This is a genomic window from Streptomyces sp. NPDC056161 (genome assembly GCF_042268025.1).
GTDB lineage: Bacteria > Actinomycetota > Actinomycetes > Streptomycetales > Streptomycetaceae > Streptomyces.
The window spans coordinates 21,258-43,937 of record NZ_JBHJUV010000073.1 but is presented as its reverse complement, the minus strand read 5'-3'; the positions used below and the strand labels follow the sequence as shown (position 1 = coordinate 43,937).

Below are 22,680 nucleotides of genomic sequence, written 5' to 3'. Positions count from 1 at the left end.
GCCCCGGATTTCGATCCGGGGCCCCGCCCTAGTGAACGCTGCCGACGCCTACGGCGTACTCCTTACCGTGCGGCGGCCCTCAGTTGTCGTCCTCGTCGATGAGGAACCCGCGCATCGGCGAGGGAGCCTGGCCCATCGGACCGGGGCCCTGCGGACGGACGGGAGCCATCGGCTGGGTCATCGCCGGGGACATCTGCTGCTGACCGCCGTAGGACGGGGCGGGCGGCGCGGGCGGGCCGCCCATCGTCTGGTTGCCGCCGTAGGACGAGGCACCGGCACCGGCCGGGGCCATGGAAGGCGCCGGGGACGGCGGCAGCGACGGGGCGGCCGGGGTGCGCGGCGGAGCCAGCGAGTCGTCGGCCTGGGTCTCCAGCTGGCGCAGCTGCGACTCCAGGTACGACTTCAGGCGCGTACGGTACTCGCGCTCGAAGCCGCGCAGGTCCTCGACCTTGCGCTCCAGCGTGGCGCGCGCGGACTCCAGGGAGCCCATGGCGACACGGTGCTTCTCCTGCGCGTCCCGTTCCAGGGCGTCGGCCTTGGCACGGGCGTCACGCTCCAGGCCCTCGGCGCGGCTGCGGGCCTCGCCGACGATCTTGTTCGCCTCGGAGCGGGCCTCGGCGATCGCCTGGTCGGCGGTCTGCTGGGCCAGCGAGAGGACACGGGCGGCACTGTCGCCGCCGGGGCCCTGACCGGGGCCGCCCATCGGGCCGCCACCCTGACCGGGGCCGCCCATCGGACCACCCATGGGCCCGCCCATCGGGCCACCCATCTGCTGCTGCATGGGGGGCTGGCCACCCATCGGGCCCTGACCCATGGGGCCCTGACCCATCGGGCCGGGGCCCTGGCCCATCGGACCCTGACCCATCGGGCCGGGGCCCTGGCCCATCGGACCCTGACCCATCGGGCCGGGGCCCTGCTGACCCGGTCCCTGCGGGCCGGGACCCTGACCACCGGGTCCGGCGGGCAGCTGCGGGGCACCGCTCGGCAGCTGGGGCGGGCCACCCATGGGGCCACCCATCTGCTGCTGCGGCGGGCCCGATATGCCGGCGGGCACCGGAGCGCCGGGACCTCGCATGCCCTGTTGCTGGTCCGGTTCCGGAGGCTTGCGCATGTTCTGCTGGTTCTGGGCGGCGGCACGCGTGGCGGCCGCCAGCTTGGCGCGCAGGTCCTCGTTCTCACGGAGCAGACGGGTCAACTCGGCTTCGACCTCGTCGAGGAAGGCATCGACCTCGTCCTCGTCATAGCCTTCTCGGAGGCGGACGGTCGTGAACTGCTTGTTCCGCACGTCCTCGGGGGTCAACGGCATCTCTTCACCTCAACGTAGTCGTCGGCTTCGGCAAGACGGTAGTTCACATCGCTCACAGCCGACTCACGATCGCGATCAGGATGTAGACGATGATCATCAGTACGAAGAAGGACAGGTCGAGCGCCACGCCCCCGAGACGCAGCGGCGGGATGAACCGCCGCAGAAGCTTGAGCGGTGGATCGGTGACAGTGTAGGTGGCCTCCAGAATGACCACCATCGCCTTGCCGGGTTGCCACGAGCGGGCGAACTGGAAGACGTAGTCCATGACCAACCGGAAGATGAGCACGATGAGGAAGCACATCAACGCGATGTAGATCACGTCCAGGAACACACTCATGATCCGTGCTTCCCTCTCCCCTGTTCCGCGCGCTGTCCGGTGTTGTGTCTCAGCTCTGGTTGAAGAACCCGCCCTCTGCGATTCGGGCCTTGTCCTCCGCCGTGACATCGACGTTAGCAGGAGACAACAGGAACACCTTCTGCGTCACCCGCTCGATGCTGCCATGAAGACCAAACACCAATCCCGCGGCAAAGTCGACAAGTCGCTTCGCGTCTGTGTCGTCCATCTCAGTCAGATTCATGATCACCGGGGTGCCCTCACGGAAGTGTTCCCCGATGGTACGGGCCTCGTTGTAGGTCCGGGGGTGCAACGTGGTGATCCGGTAAGGCTCTCGTTCCGACACGACCTTGGGCATGATCACCGGTGCGTTCTTCTCCAGGGACTGACGTTCTTGTGTGATGGACGCCACGGGCGCGATGCGCGCAGGACGCCCGGATTCCGCGGACAGCGAAGCGGAATGGGACACCGGTTCGCGTGGTGCCGGTGGTTGCAGCACGCGTGCCGATTCGTCCCTTTGGGACTGATGTGACCCGTGCGACTGGTGTGACGGCTCGTGCCGTCGGTGGTCCCGCTCCGGCTCCGGGTCCAGTTCGGGCTCGAAGTCGTCGTCGGGGTCGAATCCCCGGCCGTCGTACCCATCGTCCTCCACGAGGCCGAGGTAGACCGCCATCTTGCGCATCGCGCCGGCCATGCTCTGAGTCCTCCGCTCTGTGGTGGATCGACTGACGACTGCCAAGTGCCTGCGATCCACGAGGTCGTTGCGCCGCCTTTCGACGACATTGACCATATTTTCTGCTGTGGTCCGACTTCTTGGCGACGTTACCCGAGCCTGGGGCGGACTCCGAGTACCGAGGTGCCGACGCGCACATGTGTCGCCCCGGCGGCCACGGCCTGTTCGAGGTCCGCACTCATCCCCGCTGACACCATGTTCGCAGCCGGATGGGCTCGACGCAGGTCGGTCGACAAAACCATCAACCGATCGAACGCCGCTCGTTGACGCCCCGCGTACTGACCGGTGAGCGGGGCGACGGTCATCAGCCCGTCGAGCCGCAGCCCCGGAGCACCGGCGACGAGATCGGCCAACTCTTCGATTCCACCCGGCGCCACGCCGCCGCGCTCGCCACCGGCCGCTCCCCCGGCCGGTGACACCGGTGCCGCCGGGCCCGTCGGGTCCGCCGCGTCGAGCGCGACCTGGATGAGGCAGCCCACCTCGCGGCCGGTGCGCACGGCCTCCTTCGAGAGCGCCGCGACGAGCCGGGAACGGTCGACGGACTGCACGACATCCGCGTAACCGACCACGGAGCGCACCTTGTTGGTCTGCAACTGACCGACGAAGTGCCAGGTGAGAGGCAGATCCGCACAGACGGCGGCCTTGGGCGCGGCGTCCTGGTCGCGGTTCTCGGCCACGTGCCGCACACCGAGGTGCGAGAGGATCCGCACATCGCTCGCCGGGTAGGTCTTGGTGACCACGATCAGGGTCACCTCCTCCCGCGCGCGCCCCGCCGCCGTGCACGCCGCGGCGATCCGTTCCTCCACCTTCGCCAGATTTGCGGCGAGTTCAGCCTTACGGTCCGTCATGCCCTATCAGTCCAGCCACACATAGCCCGCGAGCCGCCCGGTGGTGCGGTCGCGGCGGTACGAGAAGTGATCGTCCGACTCCAGCGTGCACACCGGTGACTGCGCCCGATCGCGCACCCCGAGCCGTTCGAGCTGTGCGTGCACGCCGGCGCTCACGTCGACCGCCGGTGTGCCCCAGCTCGTCGCGGAGTGCGCCGCCGGTTCGGTGGCACAGACGTCGGCACGCATCGCCTCCGGTACCTCGTAGCACCGGCCGCAGACCGCGGGTCCGGTGCGGGCGACGATCCGGGCGGGATCCGCGCCCAGCTCCATCATCGCCCGGACCGCGGCGGGCACCACCCCGGCGACCAGGCCGGGCCGGCCCGCGTGGGCCGCGGCGGCGACGCGGGCGACGGGGTCGGCGAGCAGGACCGGTGTGCAGTCCGCGGTGAGCACGGCGAGCGCGAGTCCGGGCCGTACCGTGACGATCGCGTCGACCTCCGGCACCGGCTCGTCCGCCCAAGGACCGTCGACCACCGCGACCCCGGCGCCGTGCACCTGGTTCATCCAGACCACCCGCGTCGGGTCGATGCCGAGCGACTTGGCGGCCAGTTCGCGGTTCGTGCGTACGGCGGCCGGGTCGTCGCCGACCGCGCCGCCGAGGTTCAGCTCCTCGTACGGAACGGCGCTCACCCCGCCCCACCTGTCGGTGAAGGCGAAGTGCGCGCCGTTCTCGGTGTCGCGCTGTCCTATCACTTCAGAAAGTCCGGCACGTCCAGCTCCTCGGCCGCGCTGTCCGCGTAGGTCCGCGGCGCCGGCGGCACCGGCGGCGCGACCGGGGGCTCGCTGACCGGGGCGGGCACGGGCTCCGCCTCCTCCTTCGGGGTCACGCTGCCCAGCGAGCCGAAGGACGGGCGGCTCTCGGGCTGCCGCACCGGAGCGGGTTCCTCGCGGCGGCCCGCGGAGGCCGAGCCGAGGGCGTTGTCCCGGCGGGCCGGCGGCTGGCCGCCGTCGAAGCCGGCCGCGATCACCGTGACCCGCACCTCGTCGCCGAGGGCGTCGTCGATGACCGCGCCGAAGATGATGTTGGCCTCCGGGTGGGCCGCCTCGCTGACCAGCTGGGCGGCCTCGTTGATCTCAAACAGCCCGAGGTCGGAGCCGCCGGAGATGGAGAGCAGCACGCCCCGGGCGCCGTCGATGGAGGCTTCCAGCAGCGGCGAGGAGATCGCCATCTCGGCGGCGGCCACCGCGCGGTCGTCGCCGCGGGCCGAGCCGATGCCCATGAGGGCGCTGCCGGCCTCGGACATGACCGACTTCACGTCGGCGAAGTCGAGGTTGATCAGACCGGGCGTGGTGATCAGGTCGGTGATGCCCTGGACACCGGAGAGCAGCACCTGGTCGGCGGACTTGAAGGCGTCGAGCACCGAGACCTGGCGGTCCGAGATGGACAGCAGCCGGTCGTTCGGAATGACGATGAGGGTGTCGACCTCTTCGCGGAGTTCGGCGATGCCGTCCTCGGCCTGGTTCGCGCGGCGCCGCCCCTCGAAGGTGAACGGGCGGGTGACCACGCCGATGGTGAGGGCGCCGAGGGAGCGCGCGATGTTGGCCACGACGGGCGCGCCGCCGGTGCCGGTGCCGCCGCCTTCACCGGCCGTCACGAAGACCATGTCGGCCCCCTTGAGGACCTCCTCGATCTCCTCGCGGTGATCCTCTGCGGCCTTGCGGCCGACGGCCGGGTTGGCGCCGGCGCCGAGTCCGCGGGTGAGTTCGCGGCCGACGTCGAGCTTGACGTCGGCGTCGCTCATCAACAGCGCCTGCGCGTCGGTGTTGATGGCGATGAACTCGACACCCTTGAGACCGACTTCGATCATCCGGTTGATGGCATTGACACCACCGCCGCCGACACCGATGACTTTGATGACTGCGAGGTAGTTCTGCGGTGCTGCCACGTCGAAGGCCTCTCGCCTCGATTACGTGTCGCCGCCTCGCGATCCTGCCGCGAGCCGACGACTGATGCCGAATGGGACGGTCCGAACGCCGACCCGAACCCTAACCCTGAAGTTTAGGGTTACCAGTGTGTCTGTTCCTTGGACTCTTCCGAACAGGACACTAAGTCGACAAGTGGCGCACGTTCAACGAACACGCCGAACCTCCCGTTTTTCTTTTCACCCTATGTGATCAGCCGTAGCAGTGCCCACCCAGGGTGCTGGCCTGCGCTGATGTACGTCAACTCGCTGCTGACGCGGGTGCGGTGGGGACCGTGACGTCGAAGTGCCGCGCATCGGGTGCGGCTTTCATGAGGGCGGTGAGCGCGCGGGACTTCGCCCGGCCGTTCTCGGCACTTCCCCACACCACCGTGCGCCCCCCGCTCAACTCCAGGGAGATGGCGTCGTAGGAAGCGACCTTGACGGTCCTGGTGGTGTGCGCGACGGCGACCGGGATGTCGGCGGCGACCCGCACCGCGGCGCGCACGACGGCGTCGGTGCCGAAACGCCGCAGACTCGCGGTGGCCGAACCCGATCGGGACAGCGCCAGTTCCAGTGCGGGAACGCCCTTCGGCGCCTGGGGAACCGTGGCGAAACGGACACCTTCCGCATCCACTTCGACGAACCCCGCGCCCTTCTTCATGACCAGAACCGGAGTGCGTTCGATCACCTTCAGCGTGATGGTGTGCGGCCATGAGCGGGAGACGTCGACCGTGTCAATTCGCGGCAGTTTCCGGCGGAGTCGGGCCTCGATCGCGTCGATGTCGACCGACACCATCGGCCCCCCGACCGGAACCGCGGCGGCCGAACGCACCTGCTCGGGCGTCAGCACCCGCGTCCCGGAGACGGAGACCCGGTCCGTGCGCAGCCACGACGATCCGTACAACAGCCAGACGCAACCGGCCCCGAGGAGTACGGACACGGCCAGGATGACGATCGTACGAAGGCGGCGTTTCCTCAACAGGCGGGCGGGCGGCGGGCCGGACGACTCCTGCTGGCGTTCACCGCGCTCGGCGGTGCTCGGTCCGGCCACGCACGTTCCCTTTCCTGGCTCGGTTCGCCTCCGGGGCGCCTGAGCGGGTGCCGGGGGTGCGATCGTGCTCGATCCTGTGCGCCCGCGCGCGTTCGGGCCCCGGCACCGGCGCGTCCCTCCGGCTCACTCGCCGATGCTAGTGCCGGTGCGCGGCGATGGCCTCGTACACCATGCCGACGAGCAGGTCGTCGGCGTCGCGGCGGCCGAACTCGCTCGCGGCGCGGGACATCTCGTACAGCCGGTGCGGATCGGCGAGCACGGGCAGCACGTTCTGCTGCACCCACTCGGGCGTGAGTTCCGCGTCGTCGACGAGGAGCCCGCCGCCGGCCTTCACCACCGGCTGGGCGTTCAGGCGCTGTTCGCCGTTGCCGATCGGCAGCGGGACGTAGGCGGCCGGGAGCCCGACGGCGGAGAGTTCGGCGACGGTCATCGCGCCCGCGCGGCAGAGCATCATGTCGGCCGCCGCGTACGCGAGGTCCATCCGATCCAGGTAACTTACCGGGATATAGGGGGGCATTCCCGGCATTTGCTGGACATACGGCAGCTCGTTCTTCGGGCCGACCGCGTGCAGAATCTGGACGCCGGCCTGCTGGAGCCAGGGGGCGACCTGCTGGACCACTTCGTTGAGGCGGCGGGCGCCCTGGGAGCCGCCGGAGACGAGCAGCGTGGGCAGGTTGGGGTCGAGGCCGAACCGGGCGCGGGCCTCCGGGCGCGCGGCGGCCCGGTCCAGCGTGGCGATGGAACGGCGCAGCGGGATGCCGATGTAGCGGGCCCCGCGCAGCTTGCTGTCCGGGGTGGAGACGGCGACCTGGGCCGCGTACCGGGAGCCGATCTTGTTGGCCAGGCCGGGCCGGGCGTTGGCCTCGTGGATCACGATCGGCACGCCGAGCCGCTTGGCCGCCAGGTAGCCGGGCAGGGCGACGTAGCCGCCGAAGCCGACGACGGCGTCCGCCTTGGTGCGCTCCATGATCTGCTCGGCCGCCTTGATGGTGCCGCGCAGCCTGCCCGGGACGGTGATCAGCTCGGGGGTGGGCTTGCGCGGCAGTGGTACCGCCGGGATCAGCGCCAGCTCGTAGCCGCGCTCGGGGACGAGCGTGGTCTCCAGGCCGCGCTCCGTGCCCAGGGCCGTGATCCCCACGGTCGGGTCCTGCCTGCGCAAGGCGTCCGCGAGGGCGAGCGCGGGCTCGATGTGGCCCGCGGTACCCCCGCCGGCGAGTACGACATGCACCGAAATTCACCGCTCTCCGGACGGACGCGCCGCAGGGGCACGCCGTCGCATCGTGTTCCATCTCCGAGGCTGCCGGCCGAGACCGGAGCCCCTCGCCCGCTTTCTACCAAAGCGAGGTTGCCGCGCCGCAAGCGCTGCCCGCGCAGCGGGGTCGTCGCGCGCGAAGGCGATCAGCAGCCCGATGGCGAACATGGTCGGCAGCAGGGCGGACCCTCCGTAGGAGAACAGCGGGAGGGGGACGCCGGCGATCGGCAGCAGGCCGAGCACCGCACCGATGTTGATCACTGCCTGGGCGGTGATCCAGGTGGTCACGCCTCCCGCGGCATACCTCACGAAGGGGTCCTCCGTGCGTCCGGCCACGCGGATACCCGCATAGCCTAGAGCCGCGAAGAGGGCCAGCACCGACAGTGTCCCCGCGAGGCCCAGTTCCTCACCGGTGACGGCGAAGATGAAGTCGGTGTGGGCTTCGGGGAGTTGGCCCCATTTTTCCACACTGGCGCCGAGGCCGGAGCCGAAGAGTCCGCCGGAGGCGAGGGCGTAGATGCCGTGCACGGCCTGGTAGCAGTCGACGGTGCCCGACACGGGTTCGGTGGCGCCGATGCAGGCGAGCCGGTTCATCCGGTTGTCGCTCGTCTTGATGAGGATCGCCCCGAGCGCGGCGGCGATCGACAGGACGCCGACGAACAGCCTGGTCGGCGCCCCCGCGAGCCACAGCAGTCCGAACAGGATCGCCGTCAGGATGATCGCCGTCCCCATGTCGCCGCCGAGCATGATCAACCCGAGCAGCAGGAAGGCGACCGGGACGAGCGGCACCAGCATGTGCTTCCACTGCGCCAGCAGCTTCTTGTCGTGCTTGCGCGCGATCAGGTCGGCGCCCCACAGCACCAGCGCGAGCTTGCCGAACTCGCTCGGCTGGATCTGGAACGAGCCGCCGAGGGAGATCCAGTTCTGGTTGCCGTTGACCGCCATCCCTATCCCCGGCACCTGCACCAGGGCCATGAAGAAGACGGCGCCCGCGAGGATCGGGTAGGCCAGCGCCCGGTGCAGCTTCACCGGCATGCGGGCGGCGGCGAACATCAGCCCGCCGCCGATGACGGCGGCCAGGAACTGCTTGCGGAAGAAGTACGACCCCGGCAGCGCCAGCTGGAGCGCCTTGATCTGGGAGGCCGAGTAGACCATCACCAGGCCGAGCACGGTGATCAGCAGGCTGCCGCCGAGGATCAGGTAGTACGCGGTGAGCGGCCGGTCCCAGGCCTTCTTCAGACGCCTGCGCAGGCGGCGCACCGGATGGTCCCGGTACGACACGGAGGGCGTGGGCCGCCGCACGGACCGCTGCAAGGGAGGACGGCCCGTACGGCTACCGGACATCACCGGCTCCTGCCCGGCCGCGGGAGAGCCTCCCGCCGGGGAGCACCCCGATCCGTTCGGGCACTGGCAGCCACATCCGAGTCACGCGTCCCTCCATGGGTCCCGAAGCACCCGCCGTGGCCGAGACCCGCCGTCAGGCGCCCGCGCCGAGTTCGCGGACCGCCTCCGCGAACGCGTCACCGCGCTTGTTGTAGTTGGTGAACATGTCCATGGAGGCACAGGCCGGGGCGAGGAGCACTGTATCGCCGGGCCGCGCCAGCCGCTTCGCCTCCTGGACAGCCTGGAGCATCGCCCCAGTGTCGGTCCGGTCGAGGTCGACCACGGGTACCTCGGGGGCGTGTCGCACGAGGGCTTCCCGGATCAGGGCGCGGTCCGCGCCGAGCAGGACGGCGCCGCGCAGCCGCGGTGCCGCCCCGGCGACGAGTTCGTCGAAGGCCGCGCCCTTCGCCAGGCCGCCCGCGATCCACACGACGGACGGATAGGCGGCCAACGAAGCCTGTGCCGCGTGCGTGTTGGTGGCCTTGGAGTCGTCTACATAGGCGACGCCGTCCACGTCGGCGACGTGCGCGATGCGGTGGGCGTCCGGGGTGAAGGCCCGCAGGCCGTCCCGTACCGCCCTGGCCGGTACGCCGTAGGCGCGGGCGAGGGCCGCGGCGGCGAGCGCGTTGGCGATGTTGTGCGGGGCGGGCGGGTCGATGTCGGAGACCTCCGCCAGCTCCTGGGCGTTCTTCAGCCGGTCCGGGACGAAGGCACGGTCGACCAGGATGCCGTCCACGACGCCGAGTTGGGAGGGGGCCGGGGCGCCGAGGGTGAACCCGATGGCCCGGCAGCCCTCCTCGACGTCCGCCGCGCGCACCAGGTCCTCGGTCGCCTTGTCGGCCGCGTTGTAGACGCAGGCGACCCGGTTCCCCTCGTAGACGCGGCCCTTGTCGGCGGCGTACGCCTCCATGGAGCCGTGCCAGTCGAGGTGGTCGGGTGCCAGGTTCAGGACGGCGGCGGAGTGGGCGCGCAGCGAGGGGGCCCAGTGGAGCTGGTAGCTGGACAGCTCCACCGCGAGGACGTCGTACTCGGTGTCGCCGAGGACCGCGTCGAGCAGGGAGACGCCGATGTTGCCGACGGCGGCGGTGCGCAGGCCCGCCGCCTCCAGGATGGCGGCGAGCATCCGGACGGTGGTGGTCTTGCCGTTGGTGCCGGTGACGGCGAGCCAGGGCGGGGCGTCCTCGCCGCGCAGCCGCCAGGCCAGTTCGACGTCGCCCCAGACGGGCACGCCGGCCTGCGCGGCGGCGGCGAACAGCGGCTTGTCCGGCCGCCAGCCGGGCGCGGTGACGACCAGGTCGGTGCCCTCCGGCAGGGTGTCTCCGTCACCGAGGCGCACGGTCATGCCCAGCGCCGTCAGCTCGGCGGCCTGGGCGCGGGCCCGCTCGTCGGCGCCGTCGTTGACCACGGTGACCCGCGCGCCAAGGCCGTGCAGTGCCCTGGCCGCCGGGACGCCGGAGACGCCGAGTCCCGCGACGGTGACGTTCCTACCCTGCCAGTCGGTCACTTGTCCGCTGCCCATCCCGCATAGAAGAGGCCCAGTCCGACAATCACACAGATGCCTTGAATGATCCAGAAACGGACCACCACGAGGACTTCGGACCAGCCCTTGAGTTCGAAGTGGTGCTGGAGCGGCGCCATTCTGAAGACGCGCTTCCCGGTGAGCCGGAAGGAGCCGACCTGGATGACGACCGACATGGTGATCAGGACGAACAGACCGCCCATGACGGCCACCAGCAGCTCCGTACGGGAGAGGATCGCCAGGCCGGTGACGACGCCGCCGAGCGCCAGGGAGCCGGTGTCACCCATGAAGATCTTGGCCGGTGAGGTGTTCCACCACAGGAAGCCGAGGCAGGAACCCATCAGCGCGGAGGCGATCACCGCGAGGTCCAGCGGGTCGCGCACCTCGTAGCAGGCGTTGGGGTTGGTCAGGGTCGCCGCGTTGGCGCAGGACTCCTGGAACTGCCAGACCCCGATGAACGTGTACGCGCCGAAGACGAGCACGGAGGCGCCGGTGGCCAGACCGTCCAGACCGTCGGTCAGGTTCACGCCGTTCGACATCGCGAGGATCATGAACAGCGCCCAGACCACGAACAGCACCGGGCCGATGGACCAGCCGAAGTCCGTGATGAACGACAGCTTCGTGGACGCCGGGGTGTTGCCGCGGGCGTCGGCGAACTGGAGCGAGAGCACCGCGAAGGCGATGCCGACGATCAGCTGGCCGGCCATCTTCGCCTTGGCCCGCAGACCCAGCGAACGCCGCTTGACGATCTTGATGTAGTCGTCGAGGAAGCCCACCAGACCCATGCCGCACATCAGGCCGAGCACCAGCAGGCCCGAGTAGGTCGGGGGGTAGCCGGTGATCACCTTGGACAGGAAGTAGGCGGCCACCGTCGAGAAGATGAAGGCGATACCGCCCATCGTCGGCGTACCGCGCTTGCTGGCGTGCTCGCGCGGGCCGTCGTCGCGGATGTACTGCCCGTAGCCCTTGCGGGCAAGGAGCTTGATCAGCAGCGGGGTGCCGATCAGCGTCAGGAAGAGACCGATGACGCCCGAGAACAGGATCTGCTTCATCATCGGGCATCAACACCCTCGGCACCGGTCTGGAGGAGCGCCTGCGCAACGCTCTCCAGACCCACCGAACGGGACGCCTTCACGAGGACCATGTCCCCCGGGCGCAACTCGCTGCGCAACAGGTCGACCGCCGCCTGTGCGTCGGACACGTGCACCGACTCCTCACCCCACGAACCCTCGTTATATGCGCCCAGTTGCAGCCAGGACGCTTCCCTGCCCCCGACCGCGACGAGCTTGCTGACGTTGAGCCGGACGGCGAGCCGTCCGACCGCGTCGTGCTCGGCGAGCGCCTCGTCCCCGAGCTCGGCCATCCTGCCGAGCACCGCCCACGTGCGGCGCCCCTTGCCCATGGCTGCCAGCGCGCGCAGGGCGGCCCGCATGGACTCGGGGTTGGCGTTGTAGGCGTCGTTGACGATGGTCACGCCGTCCGGGCGCTCGGTGACCTCCATCCGCCAGCGGGAGAGGGTGCCCGCCTCGGAGAGCGCTGTCGCGATCTCATTCGGGGACATGCCCAGCTCATGGGCGACGGCGGCGGCGGCGAGCGCGTTCGACACGTGATGCTCACCGTACAGGCGCATGGTCACATCGCTTGCACCGGAGGGTGTGTGAAGCCGGAAGGAGGGCTGACCGCTGTCCGTGAGTCTCACGTTCTCGGCGCGTACGTCCGCTTCGCCGGACTCTCCGAAAAGGATCACCTTCGCCTTCGTACGGGCGGCCATGGCCCGTACGAGCGGATCGTCGGCGTTGAGCACCGCCACGCCGCCGTCGGCCGCCGCGGGCAGCGCCTCCACGAGTTCGCCCTTCGCCTGTGCGATCTGCTCCCGGCCGCCGAACTCGCCGATGTGCGCGGTGCCGACGTTGAGGACGAGGCCGATCCTGGGCGGGGTGAGGCCGGTGAGGTAGCGGATGTGGCCGATCCCGCGGGCACCCATCTCCAGCACGAGGAACTTCGTCTCCTCGGTCGCGGACAGGGCGGTCAGCGGCAGCCCGATCTCGTTGTTCAGCGAGCCGGGCGTGAACACGGTCGGCGCCTGGTGCCGGAGCACCTGGGCGATCAGGTCCTTGGTGCTGGTCTTGCCCGCGGAGCCGGTGAGGGCAACGAGGGTGGCGCCGAGCCGGGCGACGACGTGCCGGGCGAGGGCGCCGAGGGCGCTCTGGACGTCCGTGACGACGATCGCGGGCACGCCGACGGGGCGCGACGCCAGTACGGCGACCGCGCCCGCCTCGACGACCGCGCGCGCGAAGTCGTGGCCGTCCACGTTTTCACCGGCGAAGGCGGCGAACAGGCTGCCGGGTGCCGCCTCGCGGGAGTCGCGGACGACCGGCCCGGTGACCTGGACGGACGGATCCGGTATGTCGTGGGTCTGCCCGCCGACGATTTCTGCGATCTCGGCGAGAGAGAGGGCGATCACAAGTTCATCCCTGGGTCTGCTGGATAGCTTCGCGAAGCACCTGGCGGTCGTCGAAGGGACGGACCACCCCGGCGATGTCCTGGCCCTGCTCGTGGCCCTTGCCCGCGACCAGCACGGTGTCCCCGGGCTGCGCGCGGCCGACCGCGGCGGCGACGGCGGCGGCCCGGTCCTCGAAGAGGAGCACCTCGCCGCGCTCGTGCGCGGGCACCGAGGCCGCGCCTTCGAGCATGGCGGCGAGGATCGAGAGGGGGTCCTCGGAGCGAGGGTTGTCGGAGGTCAGTACGGCCGTGTCGGCGAACCGGGCGGCGGCGGCGCCCATCGGGGCGCGTTTGGTCGTGTCACGGTCGCCGCCGCAGCCGAGGACGATGTGCAGCCGCCCCTTCGTGACCTTCCGCAGCGCCTTGAGGACCGATTCGACGGCGTCGGTCTTGTGGGCGTAGTCCACGACCGCGAGATACGGCTGCCCGGCGTCCACCCGCTCCAGCCGGCCCGGCACGCCCGGCACGGCGGCGATGCCGTCGGCCGCGGACTGCGGGTCCAGGCCCGCGGCGGCCAGGGCGACGACGGCGGCGAGGGTGTTGGCCACGTTGAAGGGCCCGGCCAGCGGCGACCTGGCGGCGATCCGCTTCCCGCGGGGGCCGACCGCGGTGAACGTCGAGTCCAGCGGGCCGATCCGGACGTCCTCGGCACGCCAGTCCGCGTCGGGATGGCCCTCGGCGGAGTAGGTGACGACCGGGACGGACGCCTCCGCGGCGAGCCGCCGGCCGTACGGGTCGTCGGTGTTGATCACACCGAGCCTGCTGCGCGCGGGCGTGAACAGCTGCGCCTTGGCCTGGAAGTAGTCCTCCATGTCGGAGTGGAACTCCATGTGCTCCGGGCTGAGGTTGGTGAAGACGGCCACGTCGAAGACGCAGCCGTCGACCCGGCCGAGGACGAGGGCGTGGCTGGAGACCTCCATGGCGACCGCCTCGACGCCGCGTTCCCGCATGACGGCGAAGAGTGCTTGCAGGTCGGTGGCCTCGGGGGTGGTGCGCTCGGACTTGATGCGCTCGTCGCCGATGCGCATCTCGACCGTGCCGATCAGGCCGGTGTCTCCGGCCGTCCGCAGGCCGCCCTCGACGAGGTAGGCGGTGGTGGTCTTGCCCGAGGTGCCGGTGATGCCGATCTGGAGCAGGTCGCGGCCGGGATCGCCGTAGATCGTGGCCGCGAGTGAGCCCATCCGCGCGCGCGGGTCGTCGACCACCAGGGCCGGCAGGCCGGTCGCGGCGGCGCGCTCGGCGCCCGCCGGGTCGGTCAGCACGGCGACCGCGCCGAGCCCGGCGGCCTGGGCGACGAAGTCGGCGCCGTGCAGGCGGGCGCCCGGCAGGGCGGCGTACAGGTCACCTGGGCGGACGGCGCGCGAGTCGTGGGTGATGCCCGTGACCCCGGCGGTGCTGTCCGGTACGGCGGCACCCAGCTGATCGGCGAGCTCCGCGAGGGGTGTGGCGGAGACCCGAACCGGTCGGGGCGGCCCCGGACACATCGTGGAAGCGCCCTTCTGGGTGGTTTGGGACTGATCAGCGTGTGGCACGGCGGTGAGCGTACCGGGCTCGGCCGCCTCGGAGCGAAGCGAGGACGCGGACGGTGTGTGGTTCCCGGGTTCGGGAGTGATCGTTGTCACGAGCTGGTTCCTGGTGGTCGTTCCCGGCAGTGCTGATCAGGGTTTGTAGGTGACGGGCAGGTTGGGGGCCTTGGTGCCGGTCGGTGGCACCTGGAGGGTTTTCAGGGCGAACTCCATGACCTGCTTGTAGATGGGGCCGCAGATCTCGCCGCCGAAGTAGCTGCCGGAGGTCGCGTTCTGGATCGCGCAGTAGACGGTGATCCGAGGGTTGTCCGCGGGTGCGAATCCGGCGAAGGACGACGTGTAGCCGCGGTACTTGCCGGTGGCCGGATCCACGCGGTTGGCGGTGCCGGTCTTGCCCGCGGCCCGGTAGCCGGGAATGCGGGCCTTGCCGCCGGTGCCCTGCTCGTCGTCCACGACGGACTCCAGCATCTGGGCCAGGGTCTTGGCCGTCTTCTCGCTGACCACCCGGGTCTTCTCGGGCTCCGGGGCCGGGGTGAAGCGGCCGTCGGCGCCCTTGTCGCCGCGCACCAGGGTCGGTTCGACGCGGACGCCGCCGTTGGCGATCGTCGAGTAGACCGAGGCGGCCTGCAAGGCGTTGATGGAGAAGCCCTGGCCGAACGGGATCGTGTACTGCTGCGACGTCGACCAGGTGTCCGGCGCGGCCAGGATGCCCTTGGTCTCGCCGGGGAAGCCGAGCCCGGTGGAGCCGCCGATGCCGAACTTGCGCAGGTAGGAGTAGAGGACCTGGTTCGCCGCCTGCTGGGTCTTGCCGAGCTGGCCGGTGGCGAGGATGGTGCCGATGTTGCTGGACTTGGCCAGCACGCCGTTGAGCGTGAGGTACCAGGTCGCGTGGTCGATGTCGTCCTGGAAGAGCCGGTCGCCGCGGTGCAGCCGGTTGGGGACCTCGACGTGCGTGAGCGGGGTGGCGGCGTTCTCCTCCAGTACGGCGGCCATCGACATCACCTTGGCGGTGGAGCCGGGCTCGTAGGCGTCCTGGAGGGCCGCGTTGCCCATCGCCGAGGGGTCGGCCTTCGACAGGTCGTTGGGGTCGAAGCCGGGTGAGTCGGCCATGGCGAGGATCTCACCGGTGCGGGCGTCCTGGACGATCACGTAGCCGCGGTCGGCCTTGGACTTCTTGACCTGCTCGGTGATGGCGTTCTGCGCGGCCCACTGGATGTCGCGGTCGATGGTCAGCTCGACGTCGGAGCCGGGGACCGCGGGCGTCTCGGTGGAGCCCGCGGTGGGCACCTGCCGGCCGCCGGCCTGGGCGTAGCGGAGGCTGCCGTCCTTGCCGGCCAGCTCCTTGTCCAGCTGCTGCTCGATGCCGCCGCCGCCCTTGCCCTCGGCGTTGACCCAGCCCAGTAGCCCGGCGGCGAGGTCGCCGTTCGGGTACACGCGCTGGCTGCTGGGGTCGGAGAAGACGCCGGCGAGCACGTTGACGGTGGACTTGTCCGTCTGGGCCTTGTCGGCCAGGGCGCTCTTGAGGTCCTTGATCTGCTTCCAGACCTGCGGTGTCTGCCGGCCGGCGAGCTTGACGTAGCGCAGTTCCCTGTTCGCCGGACGCAGCTTGCGGACCAGGTCGGCCTGGTCCTGGCCGAGGATCGGCGCGAGCAGCGCGGCGGCCTGCTCGGGGCCGTCGTCGATGCCGAGCTGTTTGCGGGTGAACATCGTCGGGTCGGCTGTGATGTCCTCGGCGTCCTCACTGACGGCGAGGGCCGTGCCGTTGCGGTCGGTGATCTCGCCGCGCTCGGCGGTCAGGGTGTGCACCACATAGCGGTTCTGCTCGGCCTTGGCGGCGTACGCGCTGGCGTCGACGGCCTGGACCTGGAGCAGCCGGACGACGAAGGCGAGCAGCACGAGCGTCAGGGCGAGACCGACCAGGCGCAGGCGGGGGCGGGGGCTGCCGAGCCGGAGGGCCGGCGGGGCGGACCGGGGCGGGCTCGGGCGCCGGGCCGGGCGGGCACCGGGTCCGGGCTGCCGCCGGCCGGCGGAACCCGACCGGTGAGGGGCGCCGCGGTCCGCGCGGATCCGGGGCTGGACGGGCCGCGCGGGGCCGGGCACGCGGCGGCGCGGCGGCTGCTTGTCGGACACTTCCGTCACCTGCCGGGGGTCGGGGTCGGGGTGGACCGGGGGGCGGAGGGGGACGGCACCTGGGCGGAGGCGGTGGGTGCCGGGGCGGCCGGGCTCGGCGGCGGGGCGGGGCCGCCGACCGGACCGGACGGGCCGGTGGCCGGGGCGGCCGGGCTCACGGTGGCCAGCGCCTCCGGGGGCCGGGGCGCGGGCGAGCGGGCCACGGACTGCCGGGCGGCGGGGCTGGGGACGCCCTTGACGGAGCCGTCGGGGTCGAGGAAGGCCGGATCGCCGCCGGGCACCATGCCGAGTTCGCGGGCGCGGCGCTGGAGGGCGTCCGGGGCGGAGTAGGCGTCGATGTCGCGCCGTAGCGCCTGCTCCTCGTCGGTGAGGTTCTTCGTGCGCTTCTGGAGGTCGTCGAGTCTGAACGAGCCTTCGCTGAGGGCCGAGTTCAGCACGAGCAGGCCGATGAGGCCGCCGCCGAGGAGCAGGACGACGAGGAGCACGAACGGGGTACGGGCCGCCCGGGCCCGGCCGGCCGGGAAAAGTCGGCCGAGCCGGGCGGCTCTGCCCCGCAGCTCGGGATTCCTAGCCACGTGTCCTCCGGTGAGTCTCGCCTCGTCCGCCGGCGGGCCGGGGCCTCGTACGTCGGGCGACGGGCCGGGGCCCCGCATGTCCCGCGGTGGATCCTTGGACCACACGTCCTCCGGCGGGCCGGGGTCTCGCAGGTCCTGGGGCGGGCCATCGGGAGACCATCCGCCCTCCGGCGGGTCCGGAACCCATACGCCCTCCGGCGGGCATGGGCACCGCAGGACCTGGGGCGGACCGCCCGGAGGCCATGCGCCCCCCGGCAGGTCCGGAGACCGCACGTTCTGCGGCGGACCACCCGGGGACCAGTCGCCCTCCGGCGGCCCCGGAACCCATACGTCCCCGGACAGGCCCCGGGACCGCACGTCCCGCGGCGGGCCGGGGCCCCGCGTGTCCGCCGGCAGGTCCGGAGAGCACACACCGTCCGGTGGGCCCGGAGACCGTACGTTCTGCGGCAGGCGGCCCGGAGACCACGCGCCCCCCGGCAGGTCCGGAGACCACATGTCCCCGGGCAGGCCGGAGACCGCACACCTCCCGGCGGATCCGGACCCCGCACGTCCTGGGGCAGACCGCCCGAAGACCAGTCACCCCCCGACGGCCCCGGAACCCGTACGTCACCGGACAGGACCCGAGACCGCACGCCCCTCGGTGGGTCCGGAGACCATCCGTCCCCGGGCACACCGAGGGGCCACTCGTCCTCCGGTGGGTCCGGGGACCCGGCTCGCTCACTCGATGTCCTCCCTGATGCGCTCGGCGCCGCGCAGCCGCGCCGGGGCCGCCCGGCGGTTGTCGGCGACCTCCTCCTCGCTCGGAAGTTCGGCACCGCGCGTGAGCAGCTTGAGCCGGGGCTGGTAGCGCTCGGGCACGACCGGCAGTCCGGGCGGCGCGGTACTGGTGGCACCGGCGGCCAGGACCTGCTTGACCAGACGGTCCTCCAGTGACTGGTACGACAGGACGGCGATCCGCCCGCCCACGGCGAGCGCCCTGACCGCGGCGGGGATCGCCCGCTCCAGGACATCCAGTTCGCCGTTGACCTCGATGCGCAGCGCCTGGAAGGTGCGCTTGGCCGGGTTGCCGCCGGTGCGCTTGGCGGCCTGCGGCAGCGCGTCCCGGACCAGCTCCACCAGGCGTGCGCTGGTGGAGAAGGGCTCCTTGTCCCGCTCGCGGACGATCGCGGCGACGATCCGTTTGGCCTGCTTCTCCTCGCCGTAGGCGCGCAGGATGCGGACGAGTTCGCCCGCCGGATAGGTGTTGAGTACCTCGGCGGCGCCGATCCCCGTCGACTGGTCCATGCGCATGTCGAGGGGGGCGTCCTGGGCGTAGGCGAAGCCGCGGTCGGCCTCGTCGAGTTGCATGGAGGAGACACCCAGGTCGAAGAGGACGCCCTGCACGCGCGCGATGCCGAGCCGGTCCAGGACGTCCGGCAGTTCGTCGTAGACGGCGTGCACGAGCGTGGCCCGGTCGCCGAAGGGCGCGAGCCGCTGCGCGGACAGGCTCAGCGCCTCCTTGTCGCGGTCCAGGGCGACGAGCCTGGCGTCGGGGAACCGGCCGAGCAGCGCCTCGCTGTGCCCGCCGAGGCCCAGGGTGCAGTCCACGACCACGGATCCGGGTCGCTCAAGTGCGGGCGCCAACAGGTCCAGGCAGCGTTGGAGCATCACCGGGACGTGTCGGCTCTCTCCCGCCTGTCGCCCGCCACCGCCCTGGTTCGGAAGCGCGTCGCGCCCTTTCATCTCTCGGGCCTCTCAGATCCGGCGCGGGCCGTACGCACCGCCGGGTCCCCGCCCTCTCCCGACTGACTCCGGGATGCCCCCCGGTCGAGGGAAGTGCCGGCGCCGGTGGCGTCAGTCGGCGGGAGGGGGTGGAGGCCGAGCCGTGCGTACACGCCGCGCACGTGGGGTTGCGGGTGCCGGGGTCTCCGGGTGAATTCAGTCCAGCGGAGAGTGATTCGCCTCCCGCTTCGCGTCACTTTAGTCCACCGTGTCGCGCGGTCAATCAACCGGCTTGCGCGTCGCGGTTGGCCCTCCGGCAGGCGCCGCAATCCGGAAAGAATCACCCGTACAGCCCCGCTTTATCGTCCGTGTGGGTTAGCTCACACCCCGCGACGATGACTTCTTTTGTCCGGCCTCCCAGCAGGACCGCGCGGCAGGTGACCAGTAACGTCGTGAGTATGACGACTTCTGCAGCAGTTCCCGCCGGGTCCGAGGACGCCATAACGGGCGACGGCACCGTCACGGACCGTCTCGTGGAGGCCAACCAGCGGTACGCCGCCGCGTTCGCCGACCCCGGGATGGACGCCCGTCCCGTACTCCGCGTCGCGGTCGTGGCCTGCATGGACGCCCGGCTCGACCTGCACGCCGCGCTCGGCCTGCAACTCGGCGACTGCCACACCATCCGCAACGCGGGCGGGGTCGTCACCGACGACGTGATCCGTTCCCTGACGATCAGCCAGCGTGCCCTCGGTACCCGCAGCGTCGTCCTCATCCATCACACGGGGTGCGGCATGGAGTCCCTGACCGAGGAGTTCCGGCACGATCTGGAGATGGAAGTCGGCCAGCGCCCGTCCTGGGCGGTGGAGTCCTTCCGGGATGTCGACCAGGATGTGCGGCAGTCCATGCAGCGGGTGCGCACCTCGCCGTTCCTGCTGCACACCGAGGACGTGCGTGGCTTCGTGTTCGATGTCAGGACGGGTCTGCTGCGGGAGATCGACGCGGTCTGAACGGTCCGGCGGCCGCCCCGAGAAGCGCCGGTACCCGGTGCTTCGGCGGCCCGCCGGGGAGCCGTGGGACCGACCTGGCGCCGACAGTTGTCCACAGGCGAGTGACACGAATCGGTAACGGCGGCAAGAATGCGGGTGTGGCGTCACGCGGAACTTTTCCCGGGTGGTGTCCGTGTTTCGGGGTGGGCCGGTCCGCGGCGCAGAGCGGCGGCCCGGAGTGAGAACGGGCCGAGGAGGGCCGGGTGACGACCTATGACGATCGAGCGAGCCTCACAGATCTGACCGCCACTGTGGAGCGTGTCCGCAGTTCGGTGGAAGGAGTGATCGAGGGCAAGCCCGAGGTCGTACGGCTTTCCCTGACGGTGCTGCTCGCCGAGGGGCACCTCCTGATCGAGGATGTCCCCGGCGTGGGAAAGACGATGCTCGCCAAGGCGCTGGCACGGTCCATCGACTGCTCGGTGCGCCGCATCCAGTTCACTCCCGACCTGCTGCCGTCGGACATCACCGGTGTGTCCATCTGGGACCAGCAGCGCAGGGACTTCGAGTTCAAGCCGGGCGCGATCTTCGCCCAGATCGTGATCGGCGACGAGATCAACCGCGCCTCGCCCAAGACCCAGTCCGCGCTGCTGGAGTCCATGGAGGAGCGGCAGGTCACCATCGACGGGCAGACCTATGAACTGCCCAGCCCCTTCATGGTGGTGGCCACGCAGAACCCGGTCGAGATGGAGGGCACCTACCCGCTGCCGGAGGCCCAGCGCGACCGCTTCATGGCCCGCGTCTCCGTCGGCTACCCCAGCGTCGAGGCCGAGTTGCGGATGCTGGACGTGCACGGCGGCGCCTCGCCCCTGGACGACCTCCAGCCGGTGGCCCACGCGCACGAGATCCTGAAACTGATCGAGGCGGTCCGCGACGTGCACGTCGCGGACACCGTCCGGCGCTACGCGGTGGACCTGGTGGCCGCCACCCGCGCCCACCCCGATCTGCGACTCGGCGCGTCCCCGCGTGCGACGCTGCACCTGCTGCGCGCGGCGAAGGCCGCGGCGGCCCTGGCAGGCCGGGAGTACGCGCTGCCGGACGACATCCAGACCCTGGCGGTGGCGGTCCTCGCGCACCGGCTGCTGCCCACCGCGCAGGCCCAGCTCAACCGGCGTACGTCGGAGCAGGTGGTCCAGGAGATCCTGCAACGCACCCCGGTGCCCGCGGCGTCGCAGCAGAGCGGCTTCGGCGGGCTGGGTGCGACCGCGTTCGGCCAACAGCCGCCACGGAGGCTGTGATGAGCGGCGGGGGGACCGGACAGCCGGAGCCCGAGGGCGACGACAAGAGCGGCGTCCGCGCCGCCCTGGCCGGGCTGACCACGCGCGGCCGTTCGTTCCTGGCCGCCGGCATCGCCGCCGCCGTCTGCGCGTACGTCCTGGGGCAGAGCGATCTGCTCCGGGTCGGGCTGCTGCTGGCCGCGCTGCCCCTGGTCTGCGCGACGGTGCTCCACCGCACCCGCTACCGGGTGGCGGGCAGCCGCAGGCTCTCCCCCTCCCGCGTGCCCGCGGCCGGCGAGGCTCGGGTCCACCTGCGGATGGACAACGTCTCACGGCTGCCCACGGGCCTGCTGATGCTCCAGGACCGGGTGCCGTACATGCTCGGGCCGCGGCCCCGGTTCGTACTGGACCGGGTGGAGCCGGGCGGCCGCCGGGAGGTCTCCTACCGGGTCCGCTCGGACCTGCGGGGCCGCTACCCGCTCGGTCCGCTGCAACTGCGCCTGACCGACCCCTTCGGGATGTGCGAGCTGACCCGCTCCTTCTCGACGTACGACACCCTGACGGTGATCCCGCGCGTGGAGGCGCTGCCACCGGTGCGGTTCGGCGGGGAGGCCAAGGGGTACGGCGACGGGCGGCAGCGTTCGCTGGCCCTGGCGGGCGAGGACGACGTGATCCCGCGCGGCTACCGCCACGGCGACGATCTGCGCCGGGTGCACTGGCGGTCCACCGCGCGCTACGGCGAACTGATGGTGCGCCGGGAGGAGCAGCCGCAGCGCTCCCGGTGCACGGTGCTGTTGGACACCCGGGGCATCGGCTTCGCGGGGGCGGGCCCGGACTCGGCCTTCGAGTGGGCGGTCTCGGGCGCCGCCTCCGTGCTGGTGCACATGCTCGAACGGGGCTTTTCGGTACGCCTGTTGACGGACACCGGCAACTCGGTGCCCGGGGAGGGCGCCGACGGGTTCGCCGGTTCCAACCAGGAGACGGCGGACGCGGCCGGGCTGATGATGGACACCCTCGCCGTGCTCGACCACTCGGACGGCACGGGCCTGTCCCGGGCGTACGACGTGCTGCGCGGCGGCAACGAGGGGCTGCTGGTGGCCTTCATAGGCGACCTGGACGAGGAGCAGGCCGGCGTGGTCGCCAAGATGCGCCGGCGCGGCGGCGGCGCCATCGCCTTCCTGCTGGACCCGGACACCTGGATGCGGGAACCGGCTGACGCGCCAGGCCCGGCGGACGGTCCCGGCACGGTGAACGGGACCGCGGAGCGGCTGCGGCTGCTCCGGGAGGCGGGCTGGACGGCCGCGAGCGTGCCGCGCGGTGCCGCGCTCGGCGAGCTGTGGCGCCAGATGGACCAGGAACGCATGGGCGCGGCGGCGCTGAGCGGCGGGGAGGCACGGTCATGAACGGTGACGGGAGGCGACCGGAGCGGGCGCGACCGGCGCCGACACGGCCAGAACGGGTACGGGCGGGACGGGTACGGCTGGGACGGGTACGGCCGGGACGGACGCGGTCGAGCAGGACACCGTGGGTCGGGGCACCGATGAGCGAGGTGCCGACGCACGTGGCGCGGCCGGTCGGAGCGCTGATGGATGACGTGCCCATGAGCGGGGCGCC

19 protein-coding genes are annotated in these 22,680 nt (G+C 71.5%); 3 read left to right on the top strand and 16 right to left on the bottom strand.

Annotation, left to right across the window (positions count from 1 at the left end; genetic code table 11):
• Positions 1-79 precede the first annotated feature (79 nt).
• The 16 genes from ACFC09_RS40700 to rsmH all read right to left on the bottom strand — a co-directional run bounded on the left by ACFC09_RS40700 (position 80) and on the right by rsmH (position 18,827).
• Positions 80-1,306 (bottom strand): DivIVA domain-containing protein, encoded by a 1,227-nt coding sequence (locus ACFC09_RS40700; protein WP_376537248.1) that lies wholly within the window; start codon positions 1,304-1,306, stop codon positions 80-82.
• Between the two features lie 52 nt (positions 1,307-1,358).
• Positions 1,359-1,643, bottom strand: coding sequence for a YggT family protein (locus ACFC09_RS40695; protein WP_376537246.1), 285 nt, complete (start codon positions 1,641-1,643; stop codon positions 1,359-1,361).
• Between the two features lie 49 nt (positions 1,644-1,692).
• Positions 1,693-2,334, bottom strand: a complete 642-nt coding sequence (locus ACFC09_RS40690) for a cell division protein SepF (protein WP_376537244.1) — start codon at positions 2,332-2,334, stop codon at positions 1,693-1,695.
• A gap of 128 nt (positions 2,335-2,462) precedes the next feature.
• Positions 2,463-3,221 carry a YggS family pyridoxal phosphate enzyme gene (locus ACFC09_RS40685; RefSeq protein ID WP_376537242.1) on the bottom strand — a complete coding sequence of 253 codons (759 nt, stop codon included), beginning with the start codon at positions 3,219-3,221 and terminating at the stop codon, positions 2,463-2,465.
• Positions 3,222-3,227: 6 nt separating this feature from the next.
• A complete protein-coding gene (pgeF, locus tag ACFC09_RS40680; protein ID WP_376537240.1) occupies positions 3,228-3,956 on the bottom strand; it encodes a peptidoglycan editing factor PgeF in 729 nt (242 codons plus the stop codon).
• The gene (ftsZ, locus tag ACFC09_RS40675; RefSeq protein WP_376537238.1) at positions 3,953-5,149 is read right to left on the bottom strand and encodes a cell division protein FtsZ; all 1,197 of its coding nucleotides are present in this window, start codon (positions 5,147-5,149) and stop codon (positions 3,953-3,955) included. Before ftsZ ends, pgeF begins: the two co-directional genes overlap by 4 nt.
• A 277-nt stretch (positions 5,150-5,426) precedes the next feature.
• The gene (locus ACFC09_RS40670) at positions 5,427-6,218 is read right to left on the bottom strand and encodes a cell division protein FtsQ/DivIB (protein ID WP_376537236.1); all 792 of its coding nucleotides are present in this window, start codon (positions 6,216-6,218) and stop codon (positions 5,427-5,429) included.
• 136 nt (positions 6,219-6,354) lie between these two features.
• The gene (gene murG, locus ACFC09_RS40665; RefSeq protein ID WP_376537234.1) at positions 6,355-7,446 is read right to left on the bottom strand and encodes an undecaprenyldiphospho-muramoylpentapeptide beta-N-acetylglucosaminyltransferase; all 1,092 of its coding nucleotides are present in this window, start codon (positions 7,444-7,446) and stop codon (positions 6,355-6,357) included.
• 6 nt (positions 7,447-7,452) lie between these two features.
• Entirely contained in the window at positions 7,453-8,814 is a 1,362-nt protein-coding gene (gene ftsW, locus ACFC09_RS40660; protein ID WP_376537232.1) for a putative lipid II flippase FtsW, read from the bottom strand.
• Between the two features lie 133 nt (positions 8,815-8,947).
• On the bottom strand, positions 8,948-10,372 hold the full coding sequence (gene murD / locus ACFC09_RS40655; RefSeq protein WP_376537230.1) for a UDP-N-acetylmuramoyl-L-alanine--D-glutamate ligase: 1,425 nt from the start codon (positions 10,370-10,372) through the stop codon (positions 8,948-8,950).
• Positions 10,354-11,424 (bottom strand): phospho-N-acetylmuramoyl-pentapeptide-transferase, encoded by a 1,071-nt coding sequence (mraY, locus tag ACFC09_RS40650; protein WP_376537253.1) that lies wholly within the window; start codon positions 11,422-11,424, stop codon positions 10,354-10,356. The genes murD and mraY overlap by 19 nt, the downstream gene beginning before the upstream one ends.
• On the bottom strand, positions 11,424-12,836 hold the full coding sequence (murF, locus tag ACFC09_RS40645; RefSeq protein ID WP_376537227.1) for a UDP-N-acetylmuramoyl-tripeptide--D-alanyl-D-alanine ligase: 1,413 nt from the start codon (positions 12,834-12,836) through the stop codon (positions 11,424-11,426). The genes mraY and murF overlap by 1 nt, the downstream gene beginning before the upstream one ends.
• Before the next feature lie 4 nt (positions 12,837-12,840).
• Positions 12,841-14,358, bottom strand: coding sequence for a UDP-N-acetylmuramoyl-L-alanyl-D-glutamate--2,6-diaminopimelate ligase (locus tag ACFC09_RS40640; protein ID WP_376537251.1), 1,518 nt, complete (start codon positions 14,356-14,358; stop codon positions 12,841-12,843).
• Between the two features lie 174 nt (positions 14,359-14,532).
• On the bottom strand, positions 14,533-16,530 hold the full coding sequence (locus tag ACFC09_RS40635) for a peptidoglycan D,D-transpeptidase FtsI family protein (protein ID WP_376537225.1): 1,998 nt from the start codon (positions 16,528-16,530) through the stop codon (positions 14,533-14,535).
• A gap of 5 nt (positions 16,531-16,535) precedes the next feature.
• Positions 16,536-17,105 carry a septum formation initiator family protein gene (locus ACFC09_RS40630; RefSeq protein ID WP_376537223.1) on the bottom strand — a complete coding sequence of 190 codons (570 nt, stop codon included), beginning with the start codon at positions 17,103-17,105 and terminating at the stop codon, positions 16,536-16,538.
• Between the two features lie 717 nt (positions 17,106-17,822).
• Entirely contained in the window at positions 17,823-18,827 is a 1,005-nt protein-coding gene (gene rsmH / locus ACFC09_RS40625; protein ID WP_376537221.1) for a 16S rRNA (cytosine(1402)-N(4))-methyltransferase RsmH, read from the bottom strand.
• 437 nt (positions 18,828-19,264) lie between these two features.
• Here rsmH and ACFC09_RS40620 point away from each other — a divergent pair, with 437 nt between their 5' ends.
• From ACFC09_RS40620 to ACFC09_RS40610, 3 genes are all read left to right on the top strand, one after another.
• Positions 19,265-19,813, top strand: coding sequence for a beta-class carbonic anhydrase (locus tag ACFC09_RS40620; RefSeq protein ID WP_376537219.1), 549 nt, complete (start codon positions 19,265-19,267; stop codon positions 19,811-19,813).
• A 242-nt stretch (positions 19,814-20,055) separates the two neighbouring features.
• Positions 20,056-21,087 (top strand): AAA family ATPase, encoded by a 1,032-nt coding sequence (locus ACFC09_RS40615; RefSeq protein ID WP_376537217.1) that lies wholly within the window; start codon positions 20,056-20,058, stop codon positions 21,085-21,087.
• Positions 21,087-22,469: a DUF58 domain-containing protein gene (locus tag ACFC09_RS40610; RefSeq protein WP_376537215.1), complete on the top strand. Its 1,383-nt coding sequence runs from the start codon at positions 21,087-21,089 to the stop codon at positions 22,467-22,469. The genes ACFC09_RS40615 and ACFC09_RS40610 overlap by 1 nt, the downstream gene beginning before the upstream one ends.
• Positions 22,470-22,680: the final 211 nt, after the last annotated feature.